This is a genomic window from Dorea sp. AM13-35, from assembly GCF_003473885.1.
In the GTDB taxonomy this organism is placed as follows: domain Bacteria; phylum Bacillota; class Clostridia; order Lachnospirales; family Lachnospiraceae; genus Dorea_D; species Dorea_D hominis.
The window spans coordinates 196,869-217,500 of the sequence record NZ_QUCZ01000004.1 but is presented as its reverse complement, the minus strand read 5'-3'; the positions used below and the strand labels follow the sequence as shown (position 1 = coordinate 217,500).

The 20,632-nt window shown below is 40.7% G+C and carries 14 protein-coding genes, 1 pseudogene and 1 other annotated feature (1 of these 16 running past the window's edge); of the genes and pseudogenes, 3 read left to right on the top strand and 12 right to left on the bottom strand.

Going from position 1 to position 20,632, the window contains the following annotated elements:
- Positions 1-554, bottom strand: partial view of a sodium:solute symporter family protein gene (locus tag DW152_RS06705; RefSeq protein ID WP_243059831.1) — the 5' portion only. Its footprint begins 247 nt before the window's first position; the window shows 554 of its 801 coding nt (coding positions 1-554); its start codon is at positions 552-554; the stop codon falls past the left edge of the window.
- A 41-nt stretch (positions 555-595) separates the two neighbouring features.
- A complete protein-coding gene (locus DW152_RS13455; RefSeq protein ID WP_242992872.1) occupies positions 596-772 on the bottom strand; it encodes a hypothetical protein in 177 nt (58 codons plus the stop codon).
- A gap of 418 nt (positions 773-1,190) precedes the next feature.
- On the opposite strand from DW152_RS13455, the gene DW152_RS06695 reads away from it, so the two are divergent.
- The gene (locus DW152_RS06695) at positions 1,191-2,033 is read left to right on the top strand and encodes a MurR/RpiR family transcriptional regulator (protein ID WP_117536722.1); all 843 of its coding nucleotides are present in this window, start codon (positions 1,191-1,193) and stop codon (positions 2,031-2,033) included.
- A gap of 66 nt (positions 2,034-2,099) precedes the next feature.
- Here DW152_RS06695 and iadA read toward each other — a convergent pair whose 3' ends face one another.
- The 4 genes and pseudogenes from iadA to DW152_RS13580 all read right to left on the bottom strand — a co-directional run.
- Positions 2,100-3,239, bottom strand: a complete 1,140-nt coding sequence (gene iadA, locus DW152_RS06690; RefSeq protein ID WP_118288238.1) for a beta-aspartyl-peptidase — start codon at positions 3,237-3,239, stop codon at positions 2,100-2,102.
- A 20-nt stretch (positions 3,240-3,259) separates the two neighbouring features.
- Positions 3,260-4,444, bottom strand: coding sequence for an NAD(P)-dependent malic enzyme (locus DW152_RS06685; protein ID WP_118288237.1), 1,185 nt, complete (start codon positions 4,442-4,444; stop codon positions 3,260-3,262).
- Between the two features lie 203 nt (positions 4,445-4,647).
- A complete protein-coding gene (gene leuS / locus DW152_RS06680; protein ID WP_118288236.1) occupies positions 4,648-7,077 on the bottom strand; it encodes a leucine--tRNA ligase in 2,430 nt (809 codons plus the stop codon).
- A 126-nt stretch (positions 7,078-7,203) separates the two neighbouring features.
- Positions 7,204-7,423 (bottom strand) — a binding site (T-box leader).
- Positions 7,424-7,504: 81 nt separating this feature from the next.
- Positions 7,505-8,122 (bottom strand): annotated as a pseudogene (locus DW152_RS13580) (P-II family nitrogen regulator); the annotation flags it as partial.
- 359 nt (positions 8,123-8,481) lie between these two features.
- Between DW152_RS13580 and DW152_RS06665 the strand changes: the two are divergent.
- Positions 8,482-8,904 (top strand): hypothetical protein, encoded by a 423-nt coding sequence (locus DW152_RS06665; RefSeq protein ID WP_117536725.1) that lies wholly within the window; start codon positions 8,482-8,484, stop codon positions 8,902-8,904.
- Positions 8,905-9,056: 152 nt separating this feature from the next.
- Complete coding sequence (locus DW152_RS06660) at positions 9,057-10,436, top strand: CapA family protein (protein ID WP_118288235.1); 1,380 nt, start codon at positions 9,057-9,059, stop codon at positions 10,434-10,436.
- Positions 10,437-10,589: 153 nt separating this feature from the next.
- On the opposite strand, the gene DW152_RS06655 is transcribed toward DW152_RS06660, so the two are convergent.
- The 6 genes from DW152_RS06655 to DW152_RS06630 form a co-directional block, all read right to left on the bottom strand.
- Positions 10,590-12,509, bottom strand: a complete 1,920-nt coding sequence (locus tag DW152_RS06655) for an Ig-like domain-containing protein (RefSeq protein ID WP_118288234.1) — start codon at positions 12,507-12,509, stop codon at positions 10,590-10,592.
- 312 nt (positions 12,510-12,821) lie between these two features.
- Positions 12,822-13,754, bottom strand: coding sequence for an AEC family transporter (locus tag DW152_RS06650; RefSeq protein WP_117536728.1), 933 nt, complete (start codon positions 13,752-13,754; stop codon positions 12,822-12,824).
- 18 nt (positions 13,755-13,772) lie between these two features.
- Entirely contained in the window at positions 13,773-15,425 is a 1,653-nt protein-coding gene (locus DW152_RS06645; RefSeq protein ID WP_118288233.1) for a CvpA family protein, read from the bottom strand.
- Positions 15,426-15,439: 14 nt separating this feature from the next.
- A complete protein-coding gene (locus tag DW152_RS06640; protein WP_021859540.1) occupies positions 15,440-16,885 on the bottom strand; it encodes a TrkH family potassium uptake protein in 1,446 nt (481 codons plus the stop codon).
- A 14-nt stretch (positions 16,886-16,899) separates the two neighbouring features.
- Positions 16,900-18,258: a Trk system potassium transporter TrkA gene (gene trkA, locus DW152_RS06635; protein WP_021859539.1), complete on the bottom strand. Its 1,359-nt coding sequence runs from the start codon at positions 18,256-18,258 to the stop codon at positions 16,900-16,902.
- 143 nt (positions 18,259-18,401) lie between these two features.
- Complete coding sequence (locus DW152_RS06630; protein WP_021859538.1) at positions 18,402-20,477, bottom strand: elongation factor G; 2,076 nt, start codon at positions 20,475-20,477, stop codon at positions 18,402-18,404.
- Positions 20,478-20,632 lie beyond the last annotated feature (155 nt).

Below are 20,632 nucleotides of genomic sequence, written 5' to 3'. Positions count from 1 at the left end.
ATTGCCATTTCCGAGAACGCAAACAGGTTAATTTCGAAAATACTGCCTGGCTGGAATACGCCGAAACAAATTACGATAATATCGATCAGAATAGTTACTACTTTCGAAAGCTTCATTACACTCTCATCTGTTGCTTTTTTATTGATGAGTTTCTGATAAATGTCACGCGTAACCGCACCGGTTTTCGTTACTAATATACCATCAATAGTAGACATACCGGCAGCTACAATTCCAGCAATGAAAATAGAAGCTAAAAACGGATTCAGACCTCTCTGCAAAATCATCGGAACAATCTGATCTGCTTTCTCGATATTCTGGATCGTAGCAATTCCATTTACACCGGTCCACTCAATCAAAGTTGCAGAGAAGAACATACCGGCTGTACCGAGAAGTATTGCTTTAAACATTGTCTTATGATCCTTCATTGCAAAGAATTTTGTAAATAGATGTGGCTGTCCCATTGTAAAGAAAGACCACAATACAATATTGGATACATAATATGCCCAAGGCATATAGCCATTGGCACCCGGAAATGCAAGATAAGCTTCATTCATACTCTGAAGTGTATGATTGATATTGCCAAAGCCTCCTCCCATTACATACAATAGAAACAATAAAAGTTACAATTGCTGTTGCGATCATCAAGGAACCCTGGATTACGTCCGTCATCATAGCGTCCTGCATACCAACCAATAAATGCCATAATTCCAAGATAAAGTACCAGCACCGTATAGAAAGGGCCTGGTGAAGGCTGAATTGCTGCTCCGTTCATAATTACTTCTCCTCCTCATCATAGGTGTGATATTCTTTTCGCTTCATACACATGCGATAATACTTGATGATCAATGCAAATGTAATCGCAGTGTGAATAAACCATCCATACAGGAACAACGGAACCCCGCCAAATGAAGGGATGTATGTTTCACTGTAAAAGAATGGAAATGGAATCATAATGATCACGAACATAAATAAAAAAATAATCAGCCAGGTTCGTTCGAAGTGCTCTTCAAACTGTTTTTCATAGCCTTGTCCTCCTCTTTCCTTTTTGGTACTTATAAATTATCTTTTAGTTAAGTATATACTTTACTTTCTATTTTTCATTATACATGTTATAATAGATTTGTAAAGTCATCACTTATATTTTGTAAAATATCACGAAACATTTTACTGTAAAAGCGAAAGGAAACTATATGGACATTTTAGAACATATTCAGGAATTATATCCGACACTTACAAAAAAACAAAAAACAATCGCAGATTACCTGATTGCCAACCCAGAAGAAATAAGCTACATCACTCTGGCTCAGCTCAGTCAGCAGACACGATCCTCCGAATTGACACTTCTTCGTTTTTGCCAGAAACTGGGCTGTTCCACATTTGTTGGCTTGAAAGAACAATTCCGTGATTATACACAGAAGATGATTCGAATCGCATCCTCTTCCACTTATTTCGTTCCAGAATTAGAAGCTGGCAAAGCACCCGAGCGCGAACGAATGCTCTTAGAAATCTGTAGCCAGGAAGTGAGTGCCTTTTCCGAGTTTATCTCTGATTTGCCTATGGATACCATTCTGGCAGCTTCTGATAAGATTCGACGCAGTAATCGTATTTTTATCTTTGCACATGATATATCGAAAGTACCTGGAGAATTTTTAAAATTGCGACTCTTAATCTTGTATTACAACGTCATTCTGATTGACCTGTCCGATTTGGAGCAAACACAGAAAACATTACGAAAACTTACAGAGGGAGATCTTGTAATTTTATTCTCTTTCCCGCGCTACTATTTTCCGATAGGAAATATTGCAAAAAAAGCTTCCGAATCCGGTGTCCCGATTTTAACGATCACCGACAGCGATGCCTCCCCGGCTGCATGCCACAGTGATTTGCTCCTTATTTGCCCTACTTCCACAGAAATGTTTTATAATTCAATGACAATTCCAATTGCCATGCTGAATATCCTGGCATCCTGTCTCGTCATTGACAGCATTTCTCCGTCCGAACGACAGAATTTTATAAATACATTATCTTCCTAGTAAAAACAGGAGATACGGATTTTCCTATCCATATCTCCTGTTTTTTGTTTACGCTATTAATTTCTATTATTTTTCATAAGTTCCTTTTTGAAGGATTTCCTTGTTTTTCATGAGAATACGACCACCTGCTATAAAAGTATTCAGCTCCATATTCTGATCAAACAGGAGAACATCTCCATCTGCTCCTTCTTTTATCCATCCCTTTTTCGGAAGCAGATCCAGCCCCTCAGCCACATGGCTTGTCATATAAGGTAATGCATCCTCAAGCTTCATTCCAAGCTCTTTCACCATATATTTTAATTCTTTATAAAGTGCATCTACACTGGACACTCCAATTTCTAAAAGGGTTCCATCTTCCGCATAGTGAGACCAGCTTCCATGTCCATCCGAACTCATCGTAATATGTTCAGTAGGAATTCCTCTTTTCCTTGCTTCCAGAACATAACTTCCCGGAGAAGAATGCATGCCACAAGTCAAATCTACATATCCGCCTCTTCTTAAAAATTCATATCCATCCTCCAACAGATGTTCATTTCGATTTACATGTGTTGGTCTGAAAATGCGAGTAGGAATAGACGTTTTCTCCAACGCACGGAATACCGGTTGTAATCCAGCCTCATCATCTCCCATATGCAACACAACAATCCCCGGTTTCCCGCTGAGCATACCGGCAACTCTTACTTTGCTTGCGATCTGGATCAGTTCCTCTTCTGTCACATTCGGTGCACGATGATCGGAAATAGCAAGCTTCACACCGAGTATCTCGTCGATGAATACAATGTCTCGATCAACTTCTCCGGTAATTGTCGGATTCGGATAGCCATAAGCTCCCGTAAGCATATATGCACTTACGCCTTCCTCGCAAAGAGCCTTGGTTTTTGCATAAAGATTCTCCACACTTCTTGTAATTCCATCTGTTCCCAGAAGCCCTATGACTGTAGTTATACCATTTTCCACTAACTCAGAGAGCTGTAATTCCGGTGTTCTCGTATGAAAGCTTCCTTCTCCGCCTCCACCGGTAATATGTACATGCTGATCAATAAACCCTGGCGTCAGCATCTTTCCTTCGGCATCTAACACTTCACATTCAACTGGAAGCGAACCAATTTCATCCTGAATCTTTTCAATTTTTCCTCCGCAGATCAAAACATCCTTTTTCCCCAGGTATTCTGGTGCGTATACCTCTGCATTTTTTACTAATAACATAACCAATTCCTCTTTCGCAATTATTCTGCTTTTTTCAACTTAGAAACTCCGGTCTCTATTGCTGTTTTTGCAACTTCTCTTGCCACATTATCAGCAACTCTTTCATCAAACGCTCCCGGAATAATATAGTCTTCTGTCAATTCTTCCGGTTTAATAATATCAGCAATTGCTCTTACTGCTGCGATTTTCATCTCTTCTGTAATATCTGTTGCTCTTGCCTCCAGCGCCCCTTTGAAAATTCCTGGGAACACAAGAACGTTATTAATCTGGTTCGGGAAATCAGATCTTCCGGTTGCTACAACTCTTGCGCCGCCTTTTTTCGCTTCGTCTGGCATAATCTCCGGTGTCGGATTTGCCATTGCAAAAACAATCGCATCCTTCGCCATTGTACCCACCATCTCTGCTGTCACAATGTTCGGAGCAGATACACCAACAAATACATCTCTGCCCTGCATTGCAGTTTTTAAATCTCCATGGATCTGTTCTTTATTTGTCTTTTCTGCCATCTCTTTCTGTGCAGGATTCATCCATTCTTCACCGACTGCAAGGATTCCGTTCCTATCAACAAGGACAATATCACCGACTCCCAGCTCTAATAATAATTTACAGATAGAAATTCCTGCAGATCCGGCACCATTGATGACTACTTTTGCTTCTGAAAATTCTTTTCCGACATATTTCAAAGCATTCGTAAGACCTGCGGATACAACGATCGCTGTTCCGTGCTGATCGTCATGGAATACCGGAATATCCAGTTCTTCTTTTAATCTTCTCTCGATTTCAAAGCATCTCGGTGCAGAAATGTCTTCCAGATTGATTCCACCGAATGTAGGAGCAAGACGTTTAACAGTCTCCACGATCTCATCTGTGTCCTTCGTATCCAGACAGATCGGAAATGCATCAATTCCTGCAAATTCTTTGAACAAAATGGATTTTCCTTCCATAACCGGCATTGCCGCTTCCGGACCGATATCTCCCAGTCCCAGAACTGCCGTCCCATCAGATACAACTGCTACGAGATTTCCTTTTGCTGTATATCTGTACACTTCTGATTTATCATCTCTGATCTTCCGGCAAGGTTCTGCAACACCCGGAGTATACGCCGTACTAAGATCATCTCTTGTCTTTACCGCTACTTTTGATGTGACACTGATTTTTCCTTTGTGTTCTTCGTGCATTTTTAATGCCATCTCATTGTAATTCATATTTATGCTATCTCCTTTATCGATCCGTTTTCTATCCACAAGCATACCACTTCATAGACTAAAAAGAAAGGGAAAAGAAGGACGGCTACTGCAATTTGTACAATAACCGTCCTTGTCTTATCTGTAATTCTCTTATATATAATGTTAAAGTTAAAAAATGCCATACGAATTGTTCCGTACTTCGTACTCCCACAATTCTATTATTATTTCATTACAATATTAATGATCTTCTTCGGTACATAGATCTCTTTGATGATATTTCCGGTCAGTTTGTCTGCAATTGCTTCTTTTCCTGCTGTAATCGCTTCTTCTTTGCTGCTTTCTGCTGCAATAGAGATAACTGCTCTTGTCTTACCATTGATCTGTACAGGTACCTGGATTTCATCATCTTTCATGGCTTCTTCATCGTATGTTGGCCATCCGGCTTTGAATACACTGCCTTCATGACCTAACTGCTCCCAAACTTCTTCTGCGATATGAGGTGCAAATGGTGAAAGCAGTACTGCCATTGTAGATAATGTCTCTGTATCGATTCCACCTGCTTTTTTCGCAATCTCGATCAGTTTGTTATTATGCTCCATAAATCCGGAAATCGCTGTATTCAGGCTGAAGCTTTCCAGACGGGTTGTGATATCTTTTGCAAGCTTATGACGTTCTTTGATCATCTCTTTGGTAGCTTCGATGTTTGCATCTTTGCTGTCCATAACCAGATTCCAGAATCTCTTCAGGAAACGGTTTACTCCGTCAATACCACGGTCATCCCACTCAGCATCTAACTCCGGTGGTCCTACAAAAAGTTCATACATTCTCAGGGAATCGCATCCGTAATCTCTTACAAGATCGTCAGGAGATACAACATTTCCCTTGGATTTACTCATCTTGATACCGTTCTTACCTGTGATCATTCCCTGGTTGAACAATTTGTGGAATGGCTCATCAAAGTCAATCACTCCAATATCACAAAGGAATTTGGTATAGAAACGGGAGTATAAAAGATGCAGTACCGCATGTTCCACACCACCGATATACATATCTACCGGAAGCATTGCGTCTGCTTTCTCTCTGGATACTAATTCCTTATCGTTATGGTTATCTACATATCTCAAGAAATACCATGAAGATCCGGCCCACTGTGGCATTGTATTTGTCTCTCTCTTCGCATCAGCGCCACACTGCGGGCATTTACAATTTACCCACTCGTCAATTGCAGCAAGCGGAGATTCTCCTGTTCCTGTCGGCTCGTAGGACTCTACATCCGGCAGACGTAACGGCAGTTCTTCTTCCGGTACCGGAACATTGCCACATTTTGGGCAGTGTACGATCGGGATTGGTTCTCCCCAGTATCTTTGACGTGAGAATACCCAGTCACGCAGTTTGTAATTAACAGTAGCTCGACCAATTCCACGTTCTTCGATAATGTGTGGTGCTTCTTTTTTCAGTACAGAAGATTCCATGCCATTCCACTCACCGGAATTAATCATTGTTCCGGAAGCTTCTGTGTATGCTTCTGTCATATTTTCAATTTCTTTTCCGTCTTTTGCGATAACCTGGATGATCGGGATGCCGAATTTTGTTGCAAATTCAAAGTCACGGTCATCGTGAGCCGGTACACACATGATTACTCCTGTACCATAATCTGCAAGTACATAATCAGATAACCAGATTGGTGTCTTCTCGCCATTTAACGGGTTGATTGCATAACTTCCTGTAAATACACCTGTCTTTTCCTTATCCTGCATACGGTCTACATTAGACTTCATGGATGCATCGTAAATGTACTTCTCAACTTCTTCTCTTGTCTCATCTGTAGCCAGGCTCTTTGCAAGTTCATGCTCCGGAGCCAGTACCATAAAGGTTGCTCCATATAATGTATCTGGTCTGGTTGTATATACTGTGATCTTTTCTTCTCTTCCTTCTACCGGAAAGTCAACTTCTGCACCATAAGATTTACCAATCCAGTCTGTCTGCATCTTCTTAACTTTCTCAGGCCAGTCTAATTTGTCCAGATCATTTAAAAGTCGGTCTGCATATGCTGTGATTTTTAACATCCACTGCCGCAGATTCTTCTTGGTAACTTCTGCTCCACAGCGTTCACATTTACCATTTACAACTTCTTCGTTTGCAAGACCTGTCTTGCAGGACGGGCACCAGTTGATTGGGAACTCTTTCTCATATGCAAGGCCCTCTTTGAACATCTTCACGAAAATCCACTGTGTCCACTTATAGAAATTCGGATCTGTTGTATTTACTTCACGATCCCAGTCATATAAAGCTGCGATCTCGTTGATCTGTCTCTTGATATTTTTAATATTTGCTTCTGTGGAAATAGACGGATGTACACCCATCTTAATTGCATAGTTCTCAGCCGGAAGTCCGAATGCATCCCATCCCATCGGATGAATGATATAATAGCCCTGCTGCAATTTATAACGGCTCCATACATCAGAGATTACATAACCTCTCCAGTGTCCTACATGAAGTCCATTTCCTGATGGATATGGGAACATATCCAGACAATAATATTTCTCTCTTTTGCTTCCGTCATCGTTCGTTGTCACATTGACCGGGTTCTTTTCCCAGTTTTCGCGCCATTTTTTCTCGATTGCCTTATGATTATAAGGGATCTTTGACATCTTTCCATTCCTCCTGTTTTCTAAATAACTTTTTATGTTTGATTTCCACCTTCAGAGCCTGCCGGAGGCTTTTTGTATAATAGAAACTGAAATTCTTATTATATAAAAATATAAGCCTCCTCATCTCTAAGAGACGAAAAGGCTTGATTTCCGTGGTACCACTCTTCTTCACCCGGATATACCGGATGCACTCATTCACTTCTGTAACGGGAAGACCCGCTATTATCTACTCCTGTTCAATAATAGAACTCCGAGGCGAGTTGGGAGATTACGCTTGCTGTCTTACACCAACCGACAGCTCTCTGAAAAACGATGATCTCTTAATATTCCTCTTCAACGTTTCTGCGTTATTCCCATCTATTATATGAAGAATGTTAAAATAAGTCAACCCCTATCTTAAGATTGCACCACTCCAAAACGATATTTTTTATTCTACATCTTTCAGCGCATCCAGATCTTCTTCTCCGATACGGACTTTAATGACTTTCTGTACGTTGTAAACAAAGATCTTGCCATCTCCGACACGTCCTGTATACAATGTTTTCTTTACGGTTTCTACTACTTTTTCAACCGGAATACTTCCTATTATTACTTCAACTTTTATCTTCGGAAGCACTGTTACATCCATTTCTACACCACGATATTTTTCTCCGGCGCCTTTCTGGATACCGCATCCCATAACCTGTGTTACAGTCATTCCGGTTACACCAAGTGTATTTAATGCATTTTTCAGTTTTTCATAACGGGAAAGTTTTGCAATAATTACAACTTTATGAATACCTGTCTCTGCATCTACAGGCGTAGTTACCTTCACTGCCGCTGCACGCTGTACTTCTGATGCCGCATCATAATCGCTCTCACCAAGTTCTGTATTTTCATTTACATTCATACCTCCACCTGTAACATCCATTAAACTGAATCCTGCATAAGCAGAAGAAAGTCCATATTCCGTTGCATCCAGACCGATAATTTCCTCTTCTTCCGAAACCCGAAGTCCCAATGTTCTATCGACCACTTTAAACACGATCGTCATTGTAACTGCTGTCATTATCTCTTTTGTCATAATCGTCCTCCTTCTCTCATTACCTGTCTGAAAAATCATGAAATAAAGAAAGGCATGGATTTCTGTCGCCGACATACAAAAAAACACACCTTTGTGTTCTTTATCCCTGTAATGATTATCAGAAAGCAAAGGCGCTTCGAGAATAATCTCGAAGCGCCTTTGCTTTCATGCGGTTTAGTTTAGTGTACGTTTTTTCAGTTGTCAAGTCGTATGTACAATTTTCAGAATTTTATATAAAAATCTAAAAAATAGTTGTTCCTTTTCGTCATTTCGTGTATAATAAGCTCAAGTACTCATACTGATATTATTCAGTAAATCTGATACATAAAGGAGAGTTTGCCATGGTAAATTTATTAACAGGCCCAAAAGGCAGCGGAAAAACACAAACAATGATTGAGCAGGCTAATGCGCAGGCTAAGAGATGCAACGGAAATGTTGTTTTTATCAAAAAAACACATCGCGACACAGCAAGTGTAGCATTTGATATCCGTACAATCTGTATGGATGATTTTCCAACAATTACTAACACAGATGAATATATCGGATTCTTATATGGTATGTACAGTTCTAACCATGATATCGAGTGTATCTTTATCGATGGTATTTTAAAACATGCTGACATTTCTCTGGAAAATATTCCGGAATTTATCGAACGACTGAAAAAACTCTCTAGCGAATGCAACATTGACTTTTATGTAAGCATCAGTGCTGCCAAAGACGATTTATCCGCAGTTAATACTGACGGTTGCACATTTTTAAATTAATGATCTGATCAGGACAACAGCAGGCGGCTTTTTGTATTCAGAAGCTGCCTGTTTTTATATGATAGGAAATTGCATTCCCCATCATGTAAAAAACCTCCGACAGGATGCACATTATAACGCTTATTTAAAAGAATGAAAAAGAGGAACAAACAATGGACAAGAACGAAAGACAAAGACTGAGGCGCCGCCGACGGAAGCTTAGAAGAATCTATCTTCACGTCAGACGCGCTGTTGTAATTCTGATTCTGCTTCTGATCTGCTTTGGAATCTTTTCCGGAATCAAAGCAATTGTACATGCAATTACCGGCTCCAGTCCGAAGACGGAACAGACAGCTCAAAAAAAGAAAAAGAAGGCACCTTCAATTGACACTTCCGGTGTAACCGTGAATGAATTTACGATCAAAGGAAAGAGTAATCCTTCCACAACTTCCCTGACTATAAGTTCCATGGGAGATTGTACACTTGGTACAGATGAACATTTTGATTCTTCGACCAGCCTGCCGACTTACTATAATCAATACGGCGCTGATTATTTCTTCAAAAATGTAAAATCCATTCTGGAAAAGGATGATCTTTCTATTGTGAATTTTGAAGGAACACTGACTACAGAGACAACGAGAGAAAATAAAAGTTACGCCTTCAAGGCGCCACCGGAATATGCACAGATTCTGTCAAACAGTTCGGTAGAAGCTGCCAATACAGCGAACAATCACAGCTCTGATTATGGCGAACAGAGTTATACCGATACAATCAAAAACCTGACCGATGCCGGTATCGCTCCATTCGGATACGATACCGTTGATATCATTAAAATCGGCAAGATCAAAGTCGGACTTACCGGTATTTATGAACTGAATGATCATCTGGATCGCGAAGAACAGGTAAAACAGAATATCCAGGCTTTAAAAGAGCACGGCGCAAATCTGATCATTGTAAATTTCCACTGGGGAACGGAAAAAGAAACCAGTCCGGACACGAACCAGCAGACACTTGCACACCTGGCAGTAGATCAGGGTGCTGACCTCGTTATCGGACATCATCCACATGTTTTGCAGGGTATTGAATACTACAAAGGCAAATCCATTGTCTACAGTCTTGGAAACTTTTGTTTTGGCGGAAACTCCAACCCAGCTGATAAGAATACGATGATCTATCAGCAGACATTCTCTTTCAAAAAGGGAAAAGTTCAGAAAAATGCGAAAGAAAATATCATTCCTTGCTCAATCTCTTCCACATCAGTACGCAACGATTATTGCCCGACACCACTAGAAGGAGATCAGAATCAGGCACTTCTGGATCTGATTAAAAACTATAACGAAGCGATTGCAAACGGAGAATTTAAAACACCTGCAAGCGACAGTTCCGATTCTACTTCCGGAACGACAGATACCACATCTGACGCTTCATCAGATGCCGGCTCAGACAGTTCCACGGATAGTTCGCCGGACAGCGCATCGGATTCTTCCGGCAGCGGCACAACAGACTCGACAGGTACAACGGATTCCTCTACTGATACTGTAGATGGATTGTAGAATCCTAAATTTTTATAAGAACACTTACCGATGTCCCAAGTATTGAAGACTATCTTCATTTGGACTGTAATGGCACAAAAGAACCGGCACACACGCGCCGGTTCTTTTTCTACCACTTTTTGTGTTAATCTCTAAGTCAGTTCTAATCTTCTTTTATTTGTCATCTGCCTGAGCATCTGTCTGGGAAGGCTCTTCTGTTTTCACAGTCTTCTCTGCTTTTTTTGTGCTCTGTGCTGCCTGCTTCTCTGTGACAGTTACAGTGTAAGATGTATTTCTTCCTGAGAAATCTGTTGCAATCATCTTAATATTCACTGTACCTGCACCAACAGCTGTTACATTTCCATCTGCATCTACAGTTGCAACATTGGTATTGTTAGATTTAAAACGTACAGTTGGAAGTGTTCCACTTGCAGGGAAGATATGAATATCACTATTCTTATAAGTATCTCCTACCTGAAGTTTTACATCTATATTTGTATACTCAAAGCTGCTGCATGTTCTTGCCTGTTCCGGTGTCAGCATCTGGATCGCATTGTGCTCCAGATCTCTGGTCCACTGCCACCAACCTCCATCATACAGACTTACTTTCCAGCCTTTTTCATATGCCATCAGAAGAGGCATTGTTGCTCTCCATCCTGTTCCACAGAAGAAGCACACCTCATTTGTCGGATATACATAGCTATCTGCCATAAAACCTTTGAATCTCTCATAAGAAATCAAAGTTCCGTCCGCATTCATATATTCTTCCATTGTGTTCGCATCATTCCCTGCACGTCCGAATACTGCTCCGGCAATCTCACCTTTTTCCTGAAGCATCGGATAGTTTCCATCCGATAATCCCTTGAACTCATCCAGGCTTCGGATACTTACAAGACGGAAATTCTTATCATTTGCAAGTTTATCTTTCAGTTCTTCTTTGGAAACAATATATTCCGGATGTGCCGGAACTGTTGTTCCGAAATCATAATTTTCATCTGTTACAGGTGTATTAACTTTTGTCTCTACTTCATATCCTGCATTTTTCCAGTTTGTAAGCGAACCATTTAACACTTTTACATTTTCAACTCCACAATACAGGAAACAGAATGCTACACGCTCTGTTGCCGGATGTGCACCATATAAGATTACCATGGTATCTTTTGTAATATTATATTTTTTCAATAATGCAGCCAGTTCTGCAGGCTCATGCAGATTTCCAAGATTCTCATCTGTATAGTCAATTGTATTATTTGCATATGCCGCATAAGTACTTGACTCTACCTGACGCACAGAGCAGTGATAAGCTCCTGGAATATGTCCTTCATTATATGGCGCAGCCTCTGTAGATGTATCAAGAATCACATAATTCTTGGATTCTTCCTGTTTTCCATCCATAACGCTCTTAATGTATGCAGGTGATACAAATACATCTGTTTTCTTTGCGCTTGGAACTTCTTCCGGTTTTGTCTCTGCTTTCTTTACTGTTACAGTTGTTTTTGCTGTCAGATATTTACCCTTGCTGTTTTTCTGAGTCAGCTTTGCTGTAATTACCGTTTTACCAGCACTTTTTGCTGTTACCGTTCCTGTGGAAGATACAGTTGCAACTTTTGTATTGCTGCTACTGAATTTTACAGGTGCATATACTCCCGCCGGACTTACTGTTGCCTTAACAATTGCTTTCTTTCCATTTGTAAGACTGAGAGCTGCCGGAATGGATACCTTACTTGGTTTCAGATCTTTTACTTTCAGTTTTACAGAAGCTTTTACTTTCTTGTTTACTTTGGATGTTGCTGTGATCGTTACACTTCCGGTTTTCTTTCCTTTTACTGTACCTTTGCTGGATACAGAAGCAATTTTCGTATTACTTGACTTGTATGTAACGCTTCTGCTTGCATTCTTCGGGCTGACACTTTTTACAGAAATCTTTGTTGTCCCCTTCACATCAATAACTTTGCTGGAAACCGACGATGTTACGGTCAATTTTTTCGGTTTCACAGTTGCTGCCTGTGCATCCACAGATGCAACTCCTGCGGATGTTACCGTTACTGCCACAGCAGCCATAACGGCAAGTGCTTTCTGGATTCTTCCTCTCATAATCCTTCCTCCTTTTTTCGTACAAGTGGTATTCTTTCATTATAGTGGTTTGTTGATTTTTTAACCAATCGGTATTATTGATAATCAACTCTATATATTCGTGTTTCCTATAATTGTTTTTCCATATAATTCTTCAATCCAAATCCATTCTCTGATTTTACTTCGAAATCGTCTTGTAAAAATACCCCCTTACTGGTTCGTCCAGTAAAGAGGGTACATATCATTTTCAACGGCTCTTCCTTCTTTGTTATTTTATTAAACTATTTTTACTGCAAAATCTGCCACTGACAGCCTCCACTAAATGTTATAGATTTAAAAGAAACTCTCGTACAACATCACCATACATGGCATTGTGATAATACAGAATATCACTGACATCACATTGATGACACTTGCGTATTTGACATCCTGGTCGTAAATCTGTGCAAGCTGCGTTACCATTGCTGCAACTGGTGCGGCTGTTGCGAGAAATACGATCATAAGAATATATTCTGCATCCGGGTGTATTTCCATACTGCCAAGAACTCCAAATGCGACCGCACCGATCACCGGATAAAAGATTAACCGGATAAAACAGATCAGATACGGCCGCTTCTGACGGAACACCCACTTTAAATCAACATTTCCAATCACCATTCCGATTACCAGCATACTTGCCGAACTGATCATATCTCCGAAACTGCTTACACATGTTCCGATCACTTGTGGAAGCCGAATCCTGGATATGAACATAAGCATTCCAAGAAACATAGCAATCATATTCGGATTCAGGAATATCTCTTTATAATTCTTTTCGTCTTTTTTGCTGATGATTCCGACTGCATGCGTCCAGAGTAGTACAGTCTGTACCAGATTATAAGCGGTTGTATAAAATACCCACTCTTTTCCAAGAACATTCCCTACCAACGGGATGAGCAGATAACCTGAATTTGAATAAATGACAGATGCCTTCTCAATCCGGTTAAAATGCAGTGGTTTTTCCATTAGCTTCGTCCCACCAATCATAACAATATGAACACAAATTGCTGCCACAACAGCAATCAATAATCCTTGTAATTTATCATCGGTTAACTCAATCTGAAACGCATCAATAATTACGCAGGGAGAACAGATGTAAACTACCATATTGGAAATGATCTTGCTGTCTGTCTCCTTGAATAATCCAATCTTGACAATGATATATCCAACAATCATTGTCAGAAACATGGATAAAATTTGTTCTGCCAGTAAGATGCTTAGTTCCATTCTGTTCTCCCTTTTTATCTATTTGTTTATATTCTCTGTATCCTTATCCTGTGTATTGCTTTCTTTGTCAGTCTCCGTTTTAAGAGACATTACTGTATTCGCCTTATCGCCTTCTTTGTACTCCAGTGAAATCGTCTGCCCGACTTCGCATTTTACGATATCGATAAAATCTACAACCGATGTATCAAAAATGTCATCGGATCCTTCCAACATAACATAGTAATGTGATGTTCCATCTATGACTGCCTGTGCAATCTTCGTGATCTTACCGGTAATCTTCTTCACATCCCGTGTGTCTTTTTCTGCTTTTTTGATACCATTCTCACCAAGCAGATTCCGGTAATTCTCTTCACACTGACTGACACTATCACCAATCGCTACAATCTGGTATTTATGGACATTTACCATAGCATACTTTTTCACCAAGCCGGCATCATCTTTTAATGCAATAAAGTAAGTCGGTTCCTTGGAAATGTTAAGCAGCAGCGGAAAGGTTGCCTCGTACTTTAAGTTCTGCACCTGACCTTCCGCTGAAGACATCGCTGACGCTTCGGTTGCGCCTTCTACCGTATAGTACTTCGTCTCCATCGTTCGCTGGTTGGCTAATACAAAGCCGACATTAGACTGGTCGCCATTGACAGATGTCACACCTGTATACATCCAGACATCATCATCCAGTGCAAGATAATTATATCCATCCGTTGTCTCCAGACAGTCCTTCTGACTCAGCACACTGTTCAAAAATCCATGTTTCAATGTGCCATAATAGTCAAAGAGCTGTACAAGAATATCTGCCGAATACGCACGGTCTACCCATGACGGTACATCCTTGATGTCATATGTCTTCGTTTCACCGGTTACTGCGTTACAGAGTACGACTTTTCCGACTGTTTCACCGCCGAACAGACCGATGTTATATTTCTTCACCGGTGCAATCCAGTATGGTACTCCGGATTCATCAATCTCAAAACTTAACTCTCCGTATATATAAGTCGGATGTGCAAATCTTAAGTGACGGTAAATATTACGGTTCAGATGTTCACTGGTCGTATACTTGATTCCTTCTTTTAATTTCACAAGTTCTGTTGTCTGTGTAGCCATATTGATCCGGATATATGCCGGAATTCCTTCTCTGCGGTTTGTAAACCACTTGATCAGATTCGCATATTTCAGTGGCGTTACACGGACCGGATTATTCTTGTAATTGATCTGGCTGTAAATGTCATCTGCCTCAAACTGAGATACCATATCTACCATACTTCCCATCTTACGATCTCCGAGAAGTGCTGCAGTATCTTTATCCAGAAGCGGAATTCTGTCATAAGACAATTCTTTTACATCTTTACTGAACTCTCCAGTCTTCACTTTCATCAATTTCTGATATTTTTTCGCATTGATGATCGGGGATGACAGTACAGAACCTACCAGATACACAATTCCAAACACAACCAACAGTCCAATCATGGAACGTAAAATCTTATTCGTCCCAAGTTCCACCCGTGTTACACGCTTTCTGACCGCATAGTAAATGATCAGGACAACAAACAGTGTCATCACGAAAAACCATGTCTGCGCCGAATGAATATTGACTGCCGGAATTGACACATAATAATAAATCGCCGCAATCGCCAGCAAAATAACAACAATCGCAAATTTACTTCTCTTTTTCATAACACCCTCCCATTCTAAAATTTCTTTCTCCAAGATATTGATGTAAAGAGCATCAGGAATGGAAAGATTTCCAGACGTCCAATCAACATATCCATACAAAATACCAGTTTTGAAAATGGAGAAAACTGTGCAAAGTTTCCTGCCGGACCAGATACACCAAGTCCCGGGCCGATATTATTCAAAGTTCCCATTACAGATCCGAGGTTTGTGGCAAAATCAAAATCATCTATAGAAACCAATAATACGGATAACCCGGCAATTCCCGCATATGCAACCAGATATACGAATACATTCTGTACAATGTCCGGATTCATCTTCTTGCCATTTATACGGATCAGGTTGACAGATTTCGGATGGACCATCTGTTTCAGTTCTTTCTTAATACTCTTAACAACAATCAAGAATCTTGAAACTTTGATACCACCGCCTGTGGATGAAGCACACGCACCAATGATCATTAGTATGATGATGATCGTCTGTGACATCGTCGGCCATTTCATATAATCGGCCGTCGAGAATCCGGTTGTCGTAATAATGGATGCGACCTGAAATGCCGCATACCGGAATGCCTTTAACGGATTGCCATATATCGATGTAATGTTCCATGTGATCAAGGCAATCGCTGTTGCTATGATCGCCAGATACGTCCGCAGTTCTTCATTTTTCCATACCGGTTTGAACTGTCTTAACAACAACAGATAAAACAGGTTAAAATTGATACCGAACAGGATCATAAATACCGTGATCACACCGTCAATATATGCACTGTCAAGCTGTCCGATACTATTAGCATAGTTCGAAAATCCTCCGGTTCCTGCAGTACTGAATGCATGGATAATACTGTCAAATGGGGACATACCACCAAAAAGCAGCAATACAATTTCTACTGCTGTCAGTGCAAAATACATTCCATATAAAATTCTCGCTGTTGCCATCGCTTTCGGCACAAGCTTATCTTTCTCTGGTCCCGGTACTTCCGCACGCATCAGATACATCGTATTCTTCTTATCAAGAGAAGTCAGAACCAGTACAAATACAAGCACGCCCATACCACCGATCCAGTGTGTGAAGCATCTCCAGAAATGCATACAGTGTGACAGCGATTCAATATCATTTAAAATTGTAGAACCTGTTGTCGTAAATCCGGATACTGTCTCAAAAAACGCATCCAGATAGTTCGGGATATATCCTCCCAGCGTAAACGGAATTGCTCCAAACATCGACCATAAAATCCATGCACTGGCAACGATGATCATACCTTCTTTTGCATAAATCTTCGTTTTATTCGGCTTTCTGATTCCGAATATAATATAAATCAATGCCAATATTGTTGCCGGAAATAAAAAGCAGGCTCCGCTTTTTTCTCCATATAAAAGTCCGACAAAAGCAGGAAGGAGCAAAAGCACACCTTCTACTCCCATCATTTTTGCCAGAATATATAAAATCATTCTTCTATTCATATTTCCACCGGCTCCTATAAAAGTATCTCATTCAGATTGCGGATCACATGATTCTTCGTAACGACAATAACGCTGTCACCAACTTTCATCGTTGTATCACCATTCGGGATGATAACCTGGCGATGTCTGCCGATACATGCAATCAGTGTATTTTTCTTTGTTCTTAGCTCTTTCAGTGGAACGGATGTATATTCACATTCCTTTCGAATGATAAATTCCTGCGCTTCTACTTTTCCGTTCACAAGACGATACATCGTCTCTACATTGGCATTACTGTAAGAATTCTTACGGGCACGAACATATCGCATGATCGCATCCGCCGTTGCACTCTTCGCCGAAATAATACTGTCAATGCCGAGTCCTTCCACCATCTGTGCCCTGGAATCTTCATTTACTTTTGCAATAATCTTATTCACGCCCTGCGTCTTTGCGAATAGAGATAAAATAATATTCTCTTCATCAAGACCAGTCAGTGAAACCATCGCATCTGCTTCGGCAATTCCTTCTTCCAGCAGCAGATCATGATCTGTTGCATCACCATGAATGATCGTTGCCTTTGGAAGTAATTCACAGAGATTCTCACATTTTTTTTCTTTGATCTCAATGATCTTCACCTGCATTCCTGCCTGCAGAAGCTGATTTGCAAGATAGAAGCATAAATGCCCTCCTCCGCAGATCAGAACATTCTTCACACGAGTACGCTTTCTTCCTAATGATTTGAAAAATGATTTCAGATCCTGATGTGCGGCCGCGATATGTAACTTGTCTCCTTCTCTTAAGACAAAATCACCATCCGGAATGTAAACTTCTCCTTTGCGTTTTACTGCACATACCAGTACTTTGATCTGGAATTTCCGGTACAGCTCTGAAAGTGCGATATCCACCAGTGGACTGTTCTCACGTACCGGATATTCAACAAGTTCTACTTTTCCCTTCATAAAAGTCTCAACTTTACTCGTCTCCGGGAACAAAAGCACACGGGCAATCTCATTCGCCGCAGTCAGCTCCGGATTAACCGCCATACTCAGATGCAGGTCTTCCTTCAGAAGATCCATCTGTCTGTAGTAAATTGGGTTGCGTACTCTGGCTATCGTATGTTTTGCTCCCAGCCTTTTTGCCAGAAGACAACTTAGCATATTCATCTCGTCCGTTGATGCGCATGCAATTACCAGATCTGCATGTGGTACGTCCGCCTGTTTCTGAACCTCTGCATCTGCACCGTTACCGGTAATGCAGAAAATATCAAGCTGGTTCAACGCGGCTTTTAACTTGCCTTCGTTCTGGTCAATCAGCACAATATCGTAATCTTCTTCCGATAATTGGACTGCCAGCTTATGGCCAACCTTTCCATCACCAATGATTACTATTTTCATTTTTCTTTCCTCACATATATTCCTTTGACAAAATTTCTTTCCTAATATAAATAGCAACCACGATTATAGCACTTTTAATATAAGAAAAAAAGCCCTTCCCAGAGCTTTTTTTCTTATTTCATAATCAAATTTTTATCAAAGATTTATTCTTCTGCTGTTCTCTTTGCAATCTCTGCTTCCTGAATGTCTGAAGGAGCCTGCTCATAACGTGCAAATTCATAAGAATAATTGCCACGTCCACCGGTCATGGAACGAAGTGTTGTGCAGTATCCAAACATACCTGTCATCGGAACATCAGCGATAATCTCCTGATATCCGCCGCTTAATGGATTCATACCAAGCACACGACCTCTTCTCTTATTCAGATCACCCATAATATCTCCGGTATAATCATCCGGAACTGTAACTTTCACAGAAGCGATTGGCTCTAAAAGAACCGGCCCGGCTTCCATGAAGCCTTTCTTAAATGCCTGGATCGTTGCTGTCTTGAATGCCATCTCAGAAGAATCTACCGGATGGTAAGATCCATCATACAGAACTGCTTTCACACCTACAACCGGATATCCTGCCAGAGGCCCTTTAAGTACAGATTCCTGAAGACCTTTTTCAACTGCCGGGAAGTAGTTCTTCGGAACAGCTCCGCCCACAACTTCTTCTTCGAATACATAAGGTGTCTCCTGATCTCCGGATGGTTCGAATCTCATCTTGACATGTCCATACTGTCCATGTCCGCCGGACTGTTTCTTATACTTCGTATCTACGTCTGATTTCTTCTTAATTGTCTCACGGAATGCCACTTTCGGTGTCTCCAGTGTGATCTCACATTTGTATCTTGCAGCAAGTTTGCTTGCCGTCACTTCCAGATGCTGGTCACCCATACCATAGATCAGTGTCTGACGGTTCTCACTGTCGTTAACACTCTTAAGTGTCACATCTTCTGCCATCATCTTCTGCAGCGCCTGGGATACTTTATCCTCATCGCCTTTGTTCTTAACAACATATTTCATATATGTATATGGTTTGGAATATTCTGTTTTTCCAAACATCAGCGGCGTTGTCTTTGCTGAAAGTGTATCACCGGTCTTTGTATTGGCAAGTTTGGCGATCGCACCGATATCACCCGCAAATAATTCGCTGACTTCTACCGGTTTGTTGCCTGACATTGTATAAATCTTGCCAAGTTTGGCTTCTGCTTCGGACTCTGCATTGTAGAGCACATCGTCCCCCTTTAATACACCGGAGCATACTTTTACGAAAGAATATTTTCCGATAAACGGATCTACCATAGTTTTGAAGACATATGCGGATTTTGCTTTTGCAAAATCATAATCTGCTTCATAGATCTCGTTCGTCTTACGGTTAATGCCGGCGCATTTTCTGCTATCCGGGCTTGGGAAGAATCTTACAATATCTGAAAGGAGGTTTGCAACTCCCTGTGCCTGGATATTCGATCCCATAGCAACCGGAACGATATCTCCGTCCATAACTTCTGTTCTCATTGCAGAACGAATCTCCTCTACAGAAAACTCTTCTCCTGCAAAATAACGCTCCATAAACTCATCACTTGTCTCCGCAACTGCTTCTAACAGTTTCTCACGGTAGATCTCCAAGTTTGGTTTACAGTAATCCGGGATCTCGCACTCTTCTCTCTCTCCGATACCAGTATAACGTCTTCCTGCGTTCTTAATAATATTAACGTAACCAACTAACTTCTCATTCTCACGGATTGGCTGGAAATGCGGTGCAATCACTTTACCATACTTATCTGTCAGATCCTGTACTACCTGACGGAAACTTGCATCATCCACGTCCATCTCTGTAACATATACCATACGAGGCAGATTATATTTGTCACATAATTCCCATGCTTTCTCTGTTCCAACCTCAACACCTGCTTTTCCAGAAACAACGATAACTGCTGCATCTGCTGCACTGACTGCTTCTTCTACTTCTCCGACAAAGTCAAAATATCCCGGTGTATCGAGAACATTGATCTTCGCTTTCTCCCATTCGATCGGTACCAGTGATGTGCTGATTGAGAACTGTCTCTTCTGTTCCTCTTTATCAAAATCACTGATCATATTACCGTCTGCAACTTTTCCCATACGAGTAGTTGCCCCTGATACATAGGCCATGGCTTCCACAAGACTTGTCTTACCGCTTCCTCCATGTCCTAATAGAACAACATTTCTAATCTCATCCGTCCTGTATACTTTCATATTAAGCTGCCTCCTTACTATAGTAAATTATCATGGGTATATTGTACTAAATTTTCTGACTAATTACAACTCTTTTATACATTTTTTACAATTTTCTTTCTTTACTTTTTCGCTTTAAAGCATCATAGCATTGACAAACACAAAAAAAGAAAATA